This is a genomic window from Janibacter melonis, assembly GCF_020567375.1.
GTDB lineage: Bacteria > Actinomycetota > Actinomycetes > Actinomycetales > Dermatophilaceae > Marihabitans > Marihabitans melonis.
Genome location: NZ_JAJBZM010000001.1, coordinates 1,199,617 through 1,214,729, shown reverse-complemented (window position 1 = coordinate 1,214,729; position 15,113 = coordinate 1,199,617). Strand labels below are relative to the sequence as shown.

Here is a 15,113-nt window from a genome sequence, read left to right as displayed (position 1 = left end):
CCCTGCCGCACGGCAGGGCCCCTTCGTCGTCCCCGCAGGTGGGGGGCTCGCGCCTAGGCTGACGGGCAGCCCATCTCAACCTAGGAGCACCCTCATGGCCACCGCAGGCGAAGCCGCCGCCAAGGAGTCGACCGCACCCGAGCCGGACGCCCCGAGCAAGCCGTCCTCGCCGGCCAGGCTGACGAAGCAGACCTGGCGCTACTCGCTGAAGAACGCCCTCGCGGAGTTCCAGCGCGACAAGTGCACCGACCTCGCCGCGGCGCTCACCTACTACGCCGTCCTCTCGCTCTTCCCCGGGCTGCTCGCGCTCATCTCGCTGCTCGGCGTCGTCGGGCAGGGGGAGTCGACGGTGCAGACCCTGCTCGACCTCCTGCGCGACATGGGGCAGGCGGATGCCGCGAAGCAGCTCGAGCCGGTCATCACGAGCATGGTCACCGCCTCCGGGGCCGGCGTGGGTCTCGTCGTCGGCATCGCCGGCGCGCTGTGGTCGGCCTCGGGCTACGTCGGCGCCTTCGGGCGGGCGATGAACACCGTCTACGACGTCGACGAGGGCCGTCCGGTGTGGAAGCTGCGCCCGCAGATGCTCCTGCTCACCGCGGGCCTGGTCGTCCTCGCCGCGATCGTGCTGCTCGGCCTCGTCGTCTCCGGTGGAGTCGCCGAGGCGATCGGCTCGGCCATCGGGCTCGGCGACACCGCCGTCCTCGTGTGGGGCGTGCTCAAGTGGCCCGTCATCCTCGCCATCGTCGTCGTCATGGTGAGCTTGCTGTACTACTTCACCCCGAACGTGCGCCAGCCGAGCTACAAGTGGATGAGCCTCGGGGCGGCGATCGCCATCGGCGTCGCGGTGCTCGCCTCCGTCGGCTTCGGCTTCTACGTCGCGAACTTCGGCTCGTACAACAAGACCTACGGCTCGCTCGCCGGCGTCATCGTCTTCCTCCTGTGGCTGTGGATCATCAACAACGTCCTGCTGCTCGGTGCGCAGGTCGACGCCGAGGTCGAGCGCGGCCGCCAGCTGCAGGCCGGGATCGAGGCCGAGGAGACCCTCCAGCTGCCGCCGCGCGACAGCTCGGGATCGCAGAAGGCCGCCGAGAAGCTCGAGGAGCAGGTCGAGGAGGGACGGGCGCTGCGCTACGAGGGCGTGCGCACCCGGGGCGGCTCGCTCGCCGACGAGGCCCCGCAGTCCGACGACCGCGGCTGAGCGGTCCCCCTTCGCCCCCGGCGCGACGCGCCACGCACGACGTGGTGCGGGCGCCGGCGAAGGGGGAGTGCTAGGTCGATTTGGCCGCCTCGCCCCGCCTCTGGCACACTGGGTGGGTTGCTTGATGCACGCCGGGTACTCACGTGCCCGTCGTGGACCCTGGTGAAACGCATCGAACCGCTGCACGACGGCGGGGCGACACACCGGATGGATCAAGTTCCGGCTCGACCGGACTGCCGACTCGGACGTCATACCTATGGGATGACGTGCGCCGCGGAACGGGTGCGACACACCCGACCGCGTGGGTCGGACGCCCGGGCGAGACGAACCACAGACCACTGCACGACGGCGAGAAAGAGACAAGGCTCAGATGGCCGGACAGAAGATCCGCATCCGACTGAAGTCGTATGACCACGAGGTCATCGACAGCTCGGCGCGCAAGATCGTCGACACGGTGACCCGTGCCGGCGCCACCGTTGTTGGCCCTGTGCCGCTGCCCACGGAGAAGAACGTCTTCTGCGTGATCCGGTCGCCGCACAAGTACAAGGACAGCCGCGAGCACTTCGAGATGCGTACCCACAAGCGCCTCATCGACATCATCGACCCGACGCCGAAGGCCGTCGACTCGCTCATGCGACTCGACCTGCCGGCGGACGTCAACATCGAGATCAAGCTCTGATCGCAGGGACGACGTTATGACTACTGTTATCGACAAGACCGTCAAGGGTGTCCTCGGCGAGAAGCTCGGTATGACCCAGGTCTGGGACGACGAGAACCGCCTCGTCCCGGTGACCGTCATCCAGGCTGGCCCGTGTGTCGTCACCCAGGTCCGCACCACCGGCACCGACGGCTACGACGCCGTCCAGATCGCCTACGGGTCCATCGACCCGCGCAAGGTGAACAAGCCGGAGGCCGGGCACTTCGCCAAGGCCGGGGTCACCCCGCGCCGCTACAGCATCGAGATGCGCACGGCTGACGCCTCGCAGTACTCGCTCGGCCAGGAGCTGACCGCCGAGACCTTCGCCGGTGGCGAGAAGATCGACGTCACCGCGACGACCAAGGGCAAGGGCTTCGCCGGCGTCATGAAGCGTCACGGCTTCCACGGCGTGAGCTCCTCGCACGGTGCGCACAAGAACCACCGCAAGCCGGGCTCCATCGGTGGCTGCGCCACCCCGGGCCGTGTCTTCAAGGGCATGCGCATGGCCGGCCGCATGGGTGGCGTGCGCCAGACCACCCAGAACCTGACGATCCACGCCGTCGACGCCGAGAAGGGTCTGCTGCTCGTCAAGGGCGCCGTCCCCGGCCCCCGCGGCAGCGTCGTCCTCGTCCGCAACGCGGTGAAGGGAGCCTGACGTGCCGACCATCGACATCCTCAGCCCGGCCGGCCAGAAGTCCGGCACGGTGGACCTGCCCGCCGAGATCTTCGACGTGCAGACCAACGTCCCCCTGATCCACCAGGTGGTCGTCGCCCAGCTCGCCGCGGCGCGCCAGGGCACGCACTCGACGAAGACCCGCGGCGAGGTCCGCGGCGGTGGGCGCAAGCCGTACCGCCAGAAGGGCACCGGCCGCGCCCGTCAGGGCTCGACCCGCGCGCCGCAGTTCGCCGGCGGTGGCGTCGTCCACGGCCCGCAGCCGCGCGACTACAGCCAGCGCACGCCCAAGAAGATGAAGGCCGCCGCCCTGCGCGGGGCCCTCTCGGACCGGGCTCGCCACGGCCGCATCCACGTGATGTCCGCCCTCGTCGAGGGCGACGCCCCGTCGACGAAGTCGGTCGCCGGCGTCCTCGGCTCGCTCTCGGAGCGCAAGAACCTCCTCGTGGTCCTCGACCGCTCGGACGTCCTGTCGACCAAGAGCGTGCGCAACCTCGCCGACGTCCACGTCCTGTGGGCCGACCAGCTCAACACCTACGACGTGCTCTGCGCGGACGACGTGGTCTTCACGCAGGCCGCGCTCGACGCCTTCGTCGCTGGTCCCGCCACGAAGACCGAGGAGGTCGCCAAGTGAGCACCACCGTCAAGGACCCCCGCGACATCCTCATCCGTCCGGTCGTCTCGGAGAAGTCGTACGCGCTGCTCGACGAGGGCAAGTACACCTTCCTCGTCGACCCGCGGGCCAACAAGACCGAGATCAAGATCGCCGTCGAGCAGATCTTCGAGGTCAAGGTCGACTCGGTCCACACCATGAACCGCCCGGGCAAGACGCGCCGTACCCGCTTCGGGATCGGCAAGCGCAAGGACACCAAGCGTGCGATCGTCACCCTCCGCGAGGGCTCGATCGACATCTTCGGTGGCCAGGGCTGAAGGTAGAGGAACGTAACCATGGGTATCCGTAAGTACAAGCCGACCACGCCCGGTCGCCGCGGCAGCTCCGTCGCCGACTTCGTCGAGGTGACCCGGTCCACGCCGGAGAAGTCCCTCGTCCGTCCGCTGAGCAAGTCCGGTGGCCGCAACGCCAGCGGTCGTATCACGACCCGTCACATCGGTGGTGGCCACAAGCGCGCCTACCGTGTCATCGACTTCCGTCGTCACGACAAGGACGGGGTGCCGGCCAAGGTCGCGCACATCGAGTACGACCCCAACCGCACCGCGCGCATCGCGCTGCTGCACTACGCCGACGGCGAGAAGCGCTACATCCTCGCGCCGAACAAGCTCAAGCAGCACGACCCGATCGAGGCCGGCCCTGGTGCCGACATCAAGCCGGGCAACAACCTGCCGCTGCGCAACATCCCGACCGGTACGACGATCCACGCGGTCGAGCTGCGTCCGGGCGGCGGCGCCAAGCTGGCCCGCTCGGCCGGCACGAGCATCCAGCTCCTCGGCAAGGAGGGCCCCTACGCCACGCTGCGCATGCCCTCCGGTGAGATCCGTCGCGTCGACGTGCGCTGCCGCGCCACCGTCGGCGAGGTCGGCAACGCCGAGCAGAGCAACATCAACTGGGGCAAGGCAGGCCGCATGCGCTGGAAGGGCAAGCGCCCGACCGTCCGTGGTGTCGTCATGAACCCCGTGGACCACCCGCACGGCGGTGGCGAGGGACGCACCTCTGGTGGCCGTCACCCCGTCTCCCCGTGGGGCCAGCCGGAGGGCCGGACCCGACGTCCGGGCAAGGCGAGCGACAAGCTCATCGTCCGCCGCCGTCGTACTGGCAAGAAGCGCTGAGTAGGAGCCTGAGACATGCCTCGTAGTTTGAAGAAGGGCCCCTTCATCGACGACCACCTTCAGAAGAAGGTGGACGCTCAGAACGAAGCGGGCAGCAAGAACGTCATCAAGACCTGGTCTCGCCGATCGGTCATCAGCCCCGACATGCTCGGGCACACCTTCGCCGTGCACGACGGCCGCAAGCACGTCCCGGTGTTCGTCACCGAGGCGATGGTCGGTCACAAGCTCGGCGAGTTCGCACCGACCCGCACCTTCCGCGGTCACGTGAAGGACGACAAGAAGGGACGGCGTCGCTGATGGCTACCGACACCACCCAGACCCCCGCCCTCGAGGCCCGGGCTGTCGCGCGTCACACGCGCATCACCCCGATGAAGGCCCGACGGGTCGTCGACCTCATCCGTGGCAAGGACACCCAGACCGCCATCGCGACGCTCATGTACGCGCCGCAGGCTGCCTCGGAGCAGACCCTCAAGGTCCTGCAGTCCGCCATCGCGAACCTGCGCGTCCGCTCGGACGAGCTCGGTGAGCCCTTCGACGAGCGCAACCTCGTCGTCTCGGCCGCCTTCGTGGACGAGGGCCCGACGATGAAGCGGTTCCGTCCGCGTGCGCAGGGTCGCGCCGGCCGGATCAACAAGCGCACGAGCCACATCACCGTGGTCGTCACCGCGAAGCCTGAGAAGGCCGCGAAGGGAGGGACCCGCTGATGGGTCAGAAGATCAACCCGCACGGCTTCCGCCTGGGTATCACCACCGACCACAAGAGCCGCTGGTTCGCCGACTCCAACAAGGAGGGGCAGCGCTACCGCGACTACGTCAAGGAAGACGTCGCGATCCGCAAGCTGCTCTCGACGGGCATGGAGCGCGCCGGCATCGCCCGCGTGGAGATCGAGCGCACGCGTGACCGCGTCCGCGTCGACATCCACACCGCGCGTCCGGGCATCGTCATCGGTCGCCGCGGCGCCGAGGCCGACCGCATCCGCGGCGAGCTCGAGAAGCTCACCGGCAAGCAGGTCCAGCTGAACATCCTCGAGGTCAAGAACCCCGAGATCGAGGCTCAGCTCGTCGCCCAGGGCATCGCCGAGCAGCTCGCTGCTCGCGTGACCTTCCGTCGCGCCATGCGCAAGGGCATCCAGTCCTCGCAGCGCGCCGGTGCCAAGGGCATCCGGATCCAGTGCTCCGGTCGTCTCGGCGGCGCCGAGATGTCCCGCAGCGAGTTCTACCGCGAGGGTCGCGTGCCGCTGCACACCCTCCGCGCGAACATCGACTACGGCTTCTACGAGGCCCGCACGACCTTCGGCCGCATCGGCGTCAAGGTCTGGATCTACAAGGGCGACATGACGGAGAAGGAGTTCGCCGCGCAGCAGGCGTCCGCCGCCCCGCGTGGCCGCGGCCCCCGCCGCGACCGCGACGACCGTCCCGCCCGTGCCCGTCGCAACGACCAGGGCTCCGCCCCGCAGGCCACCGAGGCTCCCGCCGAGGCCCCGGCCGCGTCCGCCCCGAGCACCGAGGGAGAGAACCGCTGATGCTCATTCCTCGTCGAGTGAAGCACCGCAAGCAGCACCACCCGAAGCGTTCGGGGATGGCCAAGGGCGGCACGACGATCGCCTTCGGTGACTACGGCCTCCAGGCTCTCGAGCCGGCCTACGTCACCAACCGCCAGATCGAGTCTGCTCGTATCGCCATGACCCGCTACATGAAGCGTGGCGGCAAGGTGTGGATCAACATCTACCCCGACCGTCCGCTCACGAAGAAGCCTGCTGAGACCCGCATGGGTTCCGGCAAGGGTTCGCCCGAGTGGTGGGTCGCCAACGTCAAGCCCGGCCGCGTCATGTTCGAGCTCTCCGGCGTCTCGGAAGAGGTCGCCCGCGAGGCCATGCGTCTGGCCATGCACAAGCTGCCGATGAAGTGCCGCTTCATCGCGCGTGAAGGTGGTGACATCTGATGGCAGTCGGATCCAAGGACCTGACTCCCTCGGACCTGCGTGAGCTGGCCGACGACCGTCTGGTCGACGAGCTGCGCAAGGCCAAGGAGGAGCTCTTCAACCTCCGTTTCCAGTCGGCCACCGGCCAGCTGGAGTCCCACGGCCGGCTGCGCGCCGTCCGCAAGGACATCGCCCGGATCTACACCGAGATGCGTGAGCGCGAGCTGCGCATCGGTCAGGGCCCCAGCACGACGGACGGGACCGGTGAGAGCAAGTGAGCGAGAACGTGAAGGATGAGACCGTGACCGAGGCGCGCAACTACCGCAAGGCCCGCCGTGGCTACGTCGTCAGCGACAAGATGGACAAGACCGTCGTCGTCGAGGTCGAGGACCGCGTCAAGCACGCGCTCTACGGCAAGGTCATGCGCAAGAGCCACAAGGTGAAGGCGCACGACGAGGCGAACGCCGCCGGTATCGGCGACCACGTCCTCATCATGGAGACCCGCCCGCTGTCGGCGACGAAGCGCTGGCGCCTCGTCGAGATTCTGGAGAAGGCCAAGTGATCCAGCAAGAGTCCCGTCTCCGGGTGGCCGACAACACCGGCGCCAAGGAGATCCTGTGCATCCGCGTGCTCGGCGGCTCCGGCCGTCGCTACGCCGGCATCGGCGACACCATCGTGGCGACCGTCAAGGACGCGATCCCTGGCGGCAACGTCAAGAAGGGTGACGTCGTCAAGGCCGTCATCGTGCGCACGACCAAGGAGCGTCGCCGCGTCGACGGCTCCTACATCAAGTTCGACGAGAACGCCGCCGTGATCCTCAAGAACGACGGTGACCCCCGTGGCACCCGCATCTTCGGCCCTGTCGGCCGCGAGCTGCGCGACAAGAAGTTCATGAAGATCGTGTCGCTGGCGCCGGAGGTGCTCTGAGCCATGGCGAAGATGAAGATCAAGAAGGGTGACCTCGTGCAGGTCCTGTCCGGCAAGGACAAGACCAAGCAGGGCAAGGTCATCGCCGTCCACACCGAGACGCAGCGCGTCGTCGTCGAGGGCGTCAACCGCGTCACCCGCCACACCAAGGCGGGCGTGGGTGGCCAGGCCGGCGGCCTCGTCGTCCAGGAGGCGCCGATCCACGTGAGCAACGTGGCGGTCGTCGACCCGGAGGACAACAAGCCGACCCGGATCAAGACCCGCGTCGAGAGCGTCGAGCGTGACGGCAAGACGAAGACGAGCCGGACCCGCGTCGCGGGCCGCTCGGGCAAGGACCTCTGAGATGACTGAGACCATCGAGACCCCCGCGACCTCGGTCGCCCCGCGCCTCAAGACGCGCTACCAGGACGAGATCAAGGGCGCCCTGCAGGAGCAGTTCGGCTACTCGAACGTCATGCAGATCCCCGGTCTGGTCAAGGTCGTCGTCAACATGGGTGTCGGCGACGCGGCCAAGGACAGCAAGCTCATCGAGGGCGCGATCCGCGACCTCACCGCCATCACCGGCCAGAAGCCGCAGGTGACCAAGGCCCGCAAGTCCATCGCGCAGTTCAAGCTGCGCGAGGGCATGCCGATCGGTGCGCACACCACGCTGCGGGGCGACCGCATGTGGGAGTTCCTGGACCGCCTCGTCTCCGTCGCCCTGCCGCGCATCCGCGACTTCCGCGGTCTGTCGCCCAAGCAGTTCGACGGTCGTGGCAACTACACCTTCGGCCTCACCGAGCAGTCGATGTTCCACGAGATCGACCAGGACAAGATCGACCGGGTCCGCGGCATGGACATCACCGTGGTCACCACGGCGACCAACGATGACGAGGGCCGCGCCCTGCTCAAGCAGCTCGGCTTCCCCTTCAAGGAGAACTGACATGGCGAAGACTGCCCTGGTCAACCAGGCCAACAAGAAGCCGAAGTTCAAGGTGCGGGGCTACACCCGCTGCCAGCGCTGCGGCCGTCCCCACTCGGTCTACCGCAAGTTCGGCCTGTGCCGGATCTGCCTGCGCGAGATGGCGCACCGCGGCGAGCTGCCCGGTGTCACCAAGTCGAGCTGGTGACCACCCCGGCCGGAGGGCCGAGGTGAGACACCTCGGCCCGCCGGCCACCGCGGCACCCGCCGCAACCCCCGACGTTCTACATCGCAGGTCGCCCGGAGATCCCCTCCGACCGTGAAACCGCGATGAGGAAGGGCAAGAGAAGCCCATGACCATGACCGACCCGATTGCGGACATGCTGACCCGCGTGCGGAACGCCAACTCGGCGCACCACGACGACGTCTCCATGCCGTACTCCAAGCTCAAGTCGCACATCGCGGAGATCCTCCAGGCCGAGGGCTACATCGCGGGCTGGACCGTCGCCGACGCGACCGTCGGCAAGACGCTGACGATCAACCTCAAGTACGGCCCGAACCGCGAGCGCTCCATCGCCGGGGTGCGCCGGGTGTCCAAGCCCGGTCTGCGCGTGTACGCCAAGTCGACCAACCTGCCGAAGGTCCTCGGTGGCCTGGGCGTCGCGATCATCTCGACGTCCTCCGGTCTCCTCACGGACAAGCAGGCCGCTAGCAAGGGTGTGGGTGGGGAAGTCCTCGCCTACGTCTGGTAAGGGAGAGCAACATGTCGCGTATCGGACGACTCCCGGTCGCCATCCCCAGCGGTGTCGACGTGACCATCGACGGCCCGACGGTGACCGTCAAGGGTCCCAAGGGCGAGCTGAGCCACGTCGTGGCCCAGCCCATCTCCGTCGAGAAGGGTGAGGACGGCGTCGCCGTCACCCGCCCCGACGACGCTCGCGAGTCCCGCAGCCTGCACGGGCTGACCCGCTCGCTCATCAACAACATGGTGGTCGGCGTGACCGAGGGCTACACGAAGAAGCTCGAGATCCACGGCACCGGTTACCGCGTGCAGAACAAGGGCGGTTCGCTCGAGTTCGCGCTCGGCTACAGCCACTCGATCACGGTCGACGCGCCGGAGGGCATCACCTTCGCCGTCGAGAACCCCACCCGCTTCTCGGTGCAGGGCATCGACAAGCAGCTCGTCGGTGAGGTCGCCGCCAACATCCGCAAGCTCCGCAAGCCCGACCCGTACAAGGGCAAGGGTGTCCGCTACGAGGGCGAGCACATCCGCCGCAAGGTCGGAAAGGCTGGTAAGTAAGCCATGGCTATGACTGTCAAGCGCGCCAAGGGCAAGGTTGCCGCGCGAGGCCGCCGCCACCTGCGCGTGCGCAAGAAGATCACCGGTACCGCGGTCCGTCCGCGCCTGGTCGTCAGCCGCTCGAGCCGGCACGTCTTCGTCCAGGTCGTCGACGACACCGTGGGCAAGACCGTCGCCTCCGCGTCGACGATGGAGGCCGATGTCCGCACCGTCACCGGTGGCAAGACCGAGCAGGCCAAGAAGGTCGGTGAGCTCGTCGCCGAGCGCGCCAAGGCTGCCGGTGTCGAGGCCGTCGTCTTCGACCGTGGTGGCAACAAGTACCACGGCCGCGTCGCCGCGATCGCCGACGGTGCCCGCGAAGGTGGGCTGGCCCTGTGATGTCGCAGAAGCAGACTGTCGAGAAGAGGAACATCTGATGCCCGGACCCCAGCGTCGAGGCGCCGGTGCCGCAGGCACCAACGAGCGCTCCAACAGCCGCGGTGACAACCGCGGGGGCCGCCGCGACGGCGGCCGCGACAACCGCGCCGCCGAGAGCCAGTACCTCGAGCGCGTCGTGACCATCAACCGCGTCTCCAAGGTCGTCAAGGGTGGTCGTCGCTTCAGCTTCACCGCTCTCGTCATCGTCGGTGACGGCGACGGCACGGTGGGCGTGGGCTACGGCAAGGCCAAGGAGGTGCCCGCGGCGATCGCCAAGGGTGTCGAGGAGGCCAAGAAGTCGTTCTTCAAGGTGCCCCGCATCCAGGGCACCATCCCTCACCCCATCCAGGGTGAGGCCGCCGCGGGTGTCGTCCTGCTCCGTCCCGCCTCGCCCGGTACCGGTGTCATCGCCGGTGGTCCGGTGCGTGCGGTGCTCGAGTGCGCCGGCATCCACGACGTCCTGAGCAAGTCGCTCGGGTCGGACAACGCGATCAACATCGTCCACGCGACGGTCGCGGCCCTCAAGGGTCTCGAGCGTCCGGAGGCCGTGGCCGCCCGCCGCGGTCTGCCGCTGGACGAGGTCGCCCCGGCCGCGATGCTGCGCGCCCAGGCCGCCGGTCGCCAGGAGGCCCGTGAGGCCGCCGACGCGAAGGCAGGTGCCTGATGCCGCGGCTGAAGGTCACCCAGACCCGTTCCGAGATCGGTGGCAAGAGCAACCAGCGTGACACGCTGCGCAGCCTCGGTCTGAAGCGCATCGGCGACGTCGTCGTCAAGGAGGACCGCCCGGAGATCCGTGGCATGGTCCGTACGGTCGCGCACCTCGTGGCCGTCGAGGAGGTTGACTGATCATGGCTGACGCCAAGAAGACCAGCGAGAACGAGGCCTCGAGCCACGCTCTCAAGGTCCACCACCTGCGTCCCGCCCCGGGCGCCAAGACCGCGAAGACCCGTGTCGGTCGCGGTGAGGGCTCCAAGGGCAAGACGGCCGGTCGCGGTACGAAGGGCACGAAGGCCCGCTACCAGGTCCCGGCCGGCTTCGAGGGCGGGCAGACGCCGCTGCACATGCGTCTGCCGAAGCTCCGCGGCTTCAAGAACCCCTTCAAGACGGAGTACCAGGTCGTCAACCTCGACCGCGTCTCCGCTCTCTTCCCCGAGGGTGGTTCCGTGACGGTCGACGACCTCGTCGCCAAGGGCGCGGTCCGCAAGGGCCAGCTCGTCAAGGTCCTCGGCTCCGGCGAGATCACCGTCGCGGTCGACATGACCGTGGACGCGTTCTCCACGAGCGCCAAGGAGAAGATCGAGGCCGCCGGCGGTTCCATCACCGGCGCCTGATCCACCACGGCCACTGACGAAGGGGTCCGACGGGCACAGCCTGGCGGACCCCTTCGCCGTCGGTCACGACGTGTGACGCGTCACCCCTCACGCCCACCCCGTTCGCCCGCCCCGGGTGCGCCGGGTATCGTGCTTCAGTCTTCGCCCCCCGCCACCGGAGCACCCGTCGATCACGGGTGGACCCGGTGAAACCTGGAGGATCAGGTGCTCTCCGCCTTCACCCGTGCGTTCCGTACGCCGGACCTGCGTCGCAAGCTGCTCTTCACGCTGGGCATCGTCGTGCTCTTCCGCCTCGGGTCGCACGTGCCGACCCCGAACGTCGACGCGGCCGCCGTGCGCGCCTGCGTCGCGGGTGCCCGTGACGACGCGAGCTCGACCTTCCTCGGGATGGCCAACCTCTTCAGCGGGGGAGCGCTGCTCCAGCTGTCGATCTTCGCGCTCGGGATCATGCCGTACATCACGGCGAGCATCATCGTGCAGCTGCTGACGGTCGTCATCCCGCGCTTCGAGGCGCTGAAGAAGGAGGGCCAGCAGGGTCAGGCGAAGATGACCCAGTACACGCGCTACCTGACGATCGCGCTGGCGGTGCTGCAGTCGGCGACCTTCATCACCTTCGCCCGCAACCCCAGCCAGCTCTTCGGCAACGCGAACTGCACGAACATCCTCTACCGCGAGTCGATGCCGAGCATCCTCATCATGGTGCTGACGATGACCGCCGGCACGGGCCTGATCATGTGGCTCGGCGAGCTCATCACGGACAAGGGCGTCGGCAACGGCATGTCATTGCTGATCTTCACCTCGATCACCGCGACCTTCCCCGGCTCGCTGTGGGCGATCCAGCAGCGCGAGGGCCGCTGGGACATCTTCTTCCTCGTCATCGGCATCGGGCTGCTCATCATCGCGGCCGTCGTCTTCGTCGAGCAGAGCCAGCGCCGCATCCCCGTGCAGTACGCGAAGCGGATGGTTGGGCGCCAGATGTACGGCGGGACCTCGACGTACATCCCCATCAAGGTCAACATGGCCAACGTCATCCCGGTGATCTTCGCCAGCTCGATGCTCTCGCTGCCGCTGATGATCTCGCAGTTCCGTCAGGACCCCGGCGGCAACACCGCCGGCTGGGTGACCTGGCTGCAGACGCACTTCAACCCCTCGCAGCCGACGTGGGTCTACATCGCCGTCTTCACCGGGCTGATCTTCTTCTTCACCTTCTTCTACGTCTCGATCACGTTCAACCCCACCGAGGTCGCGGACAACATGAAGAAGTACGGTGGCTTCATCCCAGGGATCCGGGCCGGGCGACCCACGGCCGAGTACCTGAGCTACGTGCTGACCCGGATCACCGTCCCGGGCGCCATCTACCTGTCGTTGGTCTCGCTCATCCCGCTCATCGCCCTCGTCCTCGTCGGCGCCAACCAGAACTTCCCCTTCGGCGGCACCTCGATCCTCATCATGGTCGGTGTCGGTCTGGAGACGGTGAAGCAGATCGAGTCCCAGCTCCAGCAACGTGAATACGAAGGGTTCCTCCGCTGACATGCGACTGATCATCTTCGGCCCGCCCGGGGCCGGCAAGGGCACGCAGGCGACCCGGATCGCCGAGCGCTACGGCATCCCCGCCATCTCCACCGGTGACATCTTCCGCGCCAACATCAAGGCCGAGACCCCTCTCGGCCTACAGGTCAAGGAGATCACCGCGGCGGGCGGCTACGTGCCCGACGACGTGACGAACGCGATCGTCGAGTCCCGTCTCGACGAGGCCGACTGCGAGCCGGGCTTCCTGCTCGACGGGTACCCCCGCACGACCGGTCAGGTGAGTGCGCTCGACACGATGCTCGCCAAGCACGACCGGGCTGTCGACAAGGTGCTCATGCTCACCGTCGAGACCGACGAGGTCGTCGCGCGGCTGCTCAAGCGCGCGCAGACCGAGGGTCGCGCGGATGACACCGAGGAGGTCATCCGCGAGCGTCAGGCGATCTACACCCGCGAGACCGAGCCCCTCGCCGCGGTCTTCCGCGAGCGCGGCCTGCTCGTCGAGGTCGACGGCATGGGCGAGGTCGACGAGGTCAGCGAGCGCATCGCCGCTGCCCTGCAGGCCTGAGCGCAGGTCGTCACATGGGCTGGATGGGGCGCGAGCGCGTCGTCGCGAAGACGCCGGAGCAGATCGCGCTCATGCGCGTCGCCGGGCTCCTCGTCGGCCGCACCCTGGAGATGCTGCGCGGCGAAGTGCGTGAGGGCGTGACGACCGCCCAGCTCGACGCCCTCGCCGAGCAGCACATCCGCGACCACGGCGGCATCCCGAACTTCCAGCTCGTGCCGGGCTACTCGCACACGCTGTGCACCTCGGTCAACGAGGAGGTCGTCCACGGCATCCCCGGCGAGCGGGTCCTGGTCGCCGGAGACCTGCTGAGCATCGACTGCGGTGCCCAGGTGCAGGGGTGGAACGGCGACGCGGCGATGACCGTCGTCGTCGGCGGCGAGGAGGCGGCGCGACCCCGCGACCTGCGCCTGTCCGAGGCCACCCGCGCCTCGATGTGGGCGGGCATCGCCGCGCTGCGTGCCGGGGGACGGATCAGCGACGTCGGCGCCGCCGTCGAGGACTCGATCATCGCCTCCGGCCAGGAGCACGACCACGAGTACGGCATCGTCCTCGACTACGTCGGCCACGGCATCGGCGAGGACATGCACATGCCGCCGCAGGTGCCGAACTACCGGCACACCGGGCGGAGCCCGGCAACCCCGGTCGGCACGACGATCTGCGTCGAGCCGATGGTGACCCTCGGCTCGCAGGACAACCACGTGCTGCCCGACGACTGGACGATCGTCACCGACGACGGCTCGCGGGCCGCGCACTGGGAGCACTCGGTCGCGATCACCGAGCGCGGCCTGTGGGTGCTCACCGCGATCGACGGCGGCGAGGCCGAGCTCACGGCGGCGGGCGCCCCCTTCGGCCCGCTCGACTGACCGCTACGCCGACCCGGGCCGCATGACACCCTGGCCGGTCGTCGGGTCCCACGGGACCGACTCGTGCTGGTGCACGACCAGCCAGCGCCCGGCACGCCGCTGCAGGACCGCCGTCGCCCGCACCCACATGTCGACCTCGTCGCCCGAGCGCAGCGTGCCGCTCACGGCGTAGACGAAGGTCGCGACCGCGAGGTCGCCGTCCGCGCGCACCTCGAGCTCGTGCACCCCGTACCCGATGTCGGAGGCGTATCCCGCGAACCACGCCTCCAGGCCGGCCGCCATGGCCTCGCGACCCCGGACCCGGTGCGGCGGGGTGACGCCGAAGCTGTCGAGCTCGTCGGCCATGCGGGCGAGCAGGGGAGCGGGGTCCTTCGCGGCGACCGCGGCGACCCGCTCGTCGAGCAGCGCCCGCACCTCCTGCTCGGCGCTCATCGCGCGCCCCCGCCGACGACGTCGTACACGAGGGCGACGACGCCGCTCGCGAAGCGCTCGGTCTCGCGCAGACGCAGCTCGAGGGGCAGGCCCTCGGGCACGAAGCGGCGCGAGCCGGCGCCGGCCACGCGGGGCCCGACGTACGCGCTCACCTCGTCGACGAGGCCGGCGCGCAGGGCGGCGCCCGCGAGGGTCGGCCCGCCGACGGAGACGTCGCCGTCGGCCTCGGCGACGAGGGCCCGCAGGCGGTCGACGTCGAGCTCGGGCCACAGGGTGGTCCGCGGCGCGTCGAGCGCGGTGAGGGTGCGCGAGACGACGACCCGGTCGGTGTCCTGCCAGGCCTGCGTGTACTCGCGCACGTAGGGGACCTCGAGGTCCTCGGCGGGCGGGTCCTGCCAGTAGCGCATCGTCTCCCACATCCGACGCCCGTAGACGTCGAGGACGAGCCGCTCCTGCATCCGGTTGAAGTGCTCGTGCAGCTCGCGGTCGGGCTCGGTGGCCTCGCCCGCGTCGTCGACGAACCCGTCGAGGGTGGTGGTCATCGCGTAGATCAGCCGTCCCATGGCGCTCTCCT

Annotated in this window: 27 protein-coding genes; 25 read left to right on the top strand and 2 right to left on the bottom strand. The window is 68.8% G+C overall.

Translation table 11 applies throughout. From position 1 onward, the window contains the following. The first annotated feature begins 94 nt into the window (after window positions 1-94). The 25 genes from LIV55_RS05670 to map all read left to right on the top strand — a co-directional run bounded on the left by LIV55_RS05670 (window position 95) and on the right by map (window position 14,107). Window positions 95-1,198, top strand: a complete 1,104-nt coding sequence (locus LIV55_RS05670; protein WP_229299475.1) for a YihY/virulence factor BrkB family protein — start codon at window positions 95-97, stop codon at window positions 1,196-1,198. Between the two features lie 370 nt (window positions 1,199-1,568). Beyond that, complete coding sequence (gene rpsJ / locus LIV55_RS05665) at window positions 1,569-1,877, top strand: 30S ribosomal protein S10 (protein ID WP_012867945.1); 309 nt, start codon at window positions 1,569-1,571, stop codon at window positions 1,875-1,877. Between the two features lie 16 nt (window positions 1,878-1,893). Next, window positions 1,894-2,550, top strand: a complete 657-nt coding sequence (gene rplC / locus LIV55_RS05660; protein ID WP_191562938.1) for a 50S ribosomal protein L3 — start codon at window positions 1,894-1,896, stop codon at window positions 2,548-2,550. A gap of 1 nt (window position 2,551) precedes the next feature. Next, window positions 2,552-3,202, top strand: a complete 651-nt coding sequence (rplD, locus tag LIV55_RS05655) for a 50S ribosomal protein L4, sunset domain variant (protein WP_068277100.1) — start codon at window positions 2,552-2,554, stop codon at window positions 3,200-3,202. Then, window positions 3,199-3,498 carry a 50S ribosomal protein L23 gene (rplW, locus tag LIV55_RS05650; protein WP_068277101.1) on the top strand — a complete coding sequence of 100 codons (300 nt, stop codon included), beginning with the start codon at window positions 3,199-3,201 and terminating at the stop codon, window positions 3,496-3,498. The genes rplD and rplW overlap by 4 nt, the downstream gene beginning before the upstream one ends. A gap of 18 nt (window positions 3,499-3,516) precedes the next feature. Beyond that, on the top strand, window positions 3,517-4,353 hold the full coding sequence (gene rplB / locus LIV55_RS05645; protein WP_068277103.1) for a 50S ribosomal protein L2: 837 nt from the start codon (window positions 3,517-3,519) through the stop codon (window positions 4,351-4,353). Window positions 4,354-4,368: 15 nt separating this feature from the next. Further along, window positions 4,369-4,650, top strand: coding sequence for a 30S ribosomal protein S19 (rpsS, locus tag LIV55_RS05640; protein ID WP_068277107.1), 282 nt, complete (start codon window positions 4,369-4,371; stop codon window positions 4,648-4,650). Further along, on the top strand, window positions 4,650-5,057 hold the full coding sequence (gene rplV / locus LIV55_RS05635; RefSeq protein WP_123092234.1) for a 50S ribosomal protein L22: 408 nt from the start codon (window positions 4,650-4,652) through the stop codon (window positions 5,055-5,057). Before rpsS ends, rplV begins: the two co-directional genes overlap by 1 nt. Further along, window positions 5,057-5,875, top strand: a complete 819-nt coding sequence (rpsC, locus tag LIV55_RS05630) for a 30S ribosomal protein S3 (RefSeq protein WP_068277115.1) — start codon at window positions 5,057-5,059, stop codon at window positions 5,873-5,875. Before rplV ends, rpsC begins: the two co-directional genes overlap by 1 nt. After that, window positions 5,875-6,294 carry a 50S ribosomal protein L16 gene (gene rplP, locus LIV55_RS05625; protein ID WP_068277117.1) on the top strand — a complete coding sequence of 140 codons (420 nt, stop codon included), beginning with the start codon at window positions 5,875-5,877 and terminating at the stop codon, window positions 6,292-6,294. Before rpsC ends, rplP begins: the two co-directional genes overlap by 1 nt. Further along, window positions 6,294-6,551, top strand: coding sequence for a 50S ribosomal protein L29 (rpmC, locus tag LIV55_RS05620; RefSeq protein WP_068277123.1), 258 nt, complete (start codon window positions 6,294-6,296; stop codon window positions 6,549-6,551). The genes rplP and rpmC overlap by 1 nt, the downstream gene beginning before the upstream one ends. A gap of 23 nt (window positions 6,552-6,574) precedes the next feature. After that, entirely contained in the window at window positions 6,575-6,835 is a 261-nt protein-coding gene (gene rpsQ / locus LIV55_RS05615) for a 30S ribosomal protein S17 (RefSeq protein WP_123092380.1), read from the top strand. Next, the gene (gene rplN / locus LIV55_RS05610) at window positions 6,832-7,200 is read left to right on the top strand and encodes a 50S ribosomal protein L14 (protein WP_068277134.1); all 369 of its coding nucleotides are present in this window, start codon (window positions 6,832-6,834) and stop codon (window positions 7,198-7,200) included. The genes rpsQ and rplN overlap by 4 nt, the downstream gene beginning before the upstream one ends. Window positions 7,201-7,203: 3 nt before the next feature. Continuing rightward, the gene (gene rplX, locus LIV55_RS05605) at window positions 7,204-7,542 is read left to right on the top strand and encodes a 50S ribosomal protein L24 (RefSeq protein WP_068277138.1); all 339 of its coding nucleotides are present in this window, start codon (window positions 7,204-7,206) and stop codon (window positions 7,540-7,542) included. A 1-nt stretch (window position 7,543) separates the two neighbouring features. Further along, window positions 7,544-8,122 (top strand): 50S ribosomal protein L5, encoded by a 579-nt coding sequence (gene rplE / locus LIV55_RS05600; protein WP_123092233.1) that lies wholly within the window; start codon window positions 7,544-7,546, stop codon window positions 8,120-8,122. Between the two features lies 1 nt (window position 8,123). Continuing rightward, window positions 8,124-8,309 (top strand): type Z 30S ribosomal protein S14, encoded by a 186-nt coding sequence (locus tag LIV55_RS05595; RefSeq protein ID WP_068277143.1) that lies wholly within the window; start codon window positions 8,124-8,126, stop codon window positions 8,307-8,309. Window positions 8,310-8,454: 145 nt separating this feature from the next. After that, on the top strand, window positions 8,455-8,853 hold the full coding sequence (gene rpsH, locus LIV55_RS05590; RefSeq protein WP_068277152.1) for a 30S ribosomal protein S8: 399 nt from the start codon (window positions 8,455-8,457) through the stop codon (window positions 8,851-8,853). Window positions 8,854-8,864: 11 nt separating this feature from the next. Further along, entirely contained in the window at window positions 8,865-9,401 is a 537-nt protein-coding gene (gene rplF, locus LIV55_RS05585; RefSeq protein WP_068277153.1) for a 50S ribosomal protein L6, read from the top strand. Between the two features lie 3 nt (window positions 9,402-9,404). Further along, window positions 9,405-9,779: a 50S ribosomal protein L18 gene (gene rplR, locus LIV55_RS05580; RefSeq protein WP_068277158.1), complete on the top strand. Its 375-nt coding sequence runs from the start codon at window positions 9,405-9,407 to the stop codon at window positions 9,777-9,779. 37 nt (window positions 9,780-9,816) lie between these two features. Continuing rightward, window positions 9,817-10,482: a 30S ribosomal protein S5 gene (rpsE, locus tag LIV55_RS05575; RefSeq protein WP_068277159.1), complete on the top strand. Its 666-nt coding sequence runs from the start codon at window positions 9,817-9,819 to the stop codon at window positions 10,480-10,482. Then, a complete protein-coding gene (rpmD, locus tag LIV55_RS05570) occupies window positions 10,482-10,664 on the top strand; it encodes a 50S ribosomal protein L30 (protein ID WP_123092232.1) in 183 nt (60 codons plus the stop codon). The genes rpsE and rpmD overlap by 1 nt, the downstream gene beginning before the upstream one ends. A gap of 2 nt (window positions 10,665-10,666) precedes the next feature. Continuing rightward, on the top strand, window positions 10,667-11,149 hold the full coding sequence (gene rplO, locus LIV55_RS05565; RefSeq protein ID WP_229299473.1) for a 50S ribosomal protein L15: 483 nt from the start codon (window positions 10,667-10,669) through the stop codon (window positions 11,147-11,149). Between the two features lie 204 nt (window positions 11,150-11,353). Continuing rightward, window positions 11,354-12,679, top strand: coding sequence for a preprotein translocase subunit SecY (gene secY / locus LIV55_RS05560; RefSeq protein ID WP_123092231.1), 1,326 nt, complete (start codon window positions 11,354-11,356; stop codon window positions 12,677-12,679). Window position 12,680: 1 nt separating this feature from the next. Next, complete coding sequence (locus LIV55_RS05555) at window positions 12,681-13,244, top strand: adenylate kinase (RefSeq protein ID WP_068277172.1); 564 nt, start codon at window positions 12,681-12,683, stop codon at window positions 13,242-13,244. A gap of 14 nt (window positions 13,245-13,258) precedes the next feature. Next, the gene (gene map, locus LIV55_RS05550) at window positions 13,259-14,107 is read left to right on the top strand and encodes a type I methionyl aminopeptidase (protein WP_229299471.1); all 849 of its coding nucleotides are present in this window, start codon (window positions 13,259-13,261) and stop codon (window positions 14,105-14,107) included. A 3-nt stretch (window positions 14,108-14,110) separates the two neighbouring features. On the opposite strand, the gene LIV55_RS05545 is transcribed toward map, so the two are convergent. Together LIV55_RS05545 and LIV55_RS05540 are read right to left on the bottom strand one after the other, a co-directional pair. Further along, window positions 14,111-14,539, bottom strand: coding sequence for a YybH family protein (locus tag LIV55_RS05545; RefSeq protein ID WP_229299469.1), 429 nt, complete (start codon window positions 14,537-14,539; stop codon window positions 14,111-14,113). Continuing rightward, window positions 14,536-15,102, bottom strand: coding sequence for a dihydrofolate reductase family protein (locus LIV55_RS05540; protein ID WP_191564086.1), 567 nt, complete (start codon window positions 15,100-15,102; stop codon window positions 14,536-14,538). Before LIV55_RS05540 ends, LIV55_RS05545 begins: the two co-directional genes overlap by 4 nt. Window positions 15,103-15,113 lie beyond the last annotated feature (11 nt).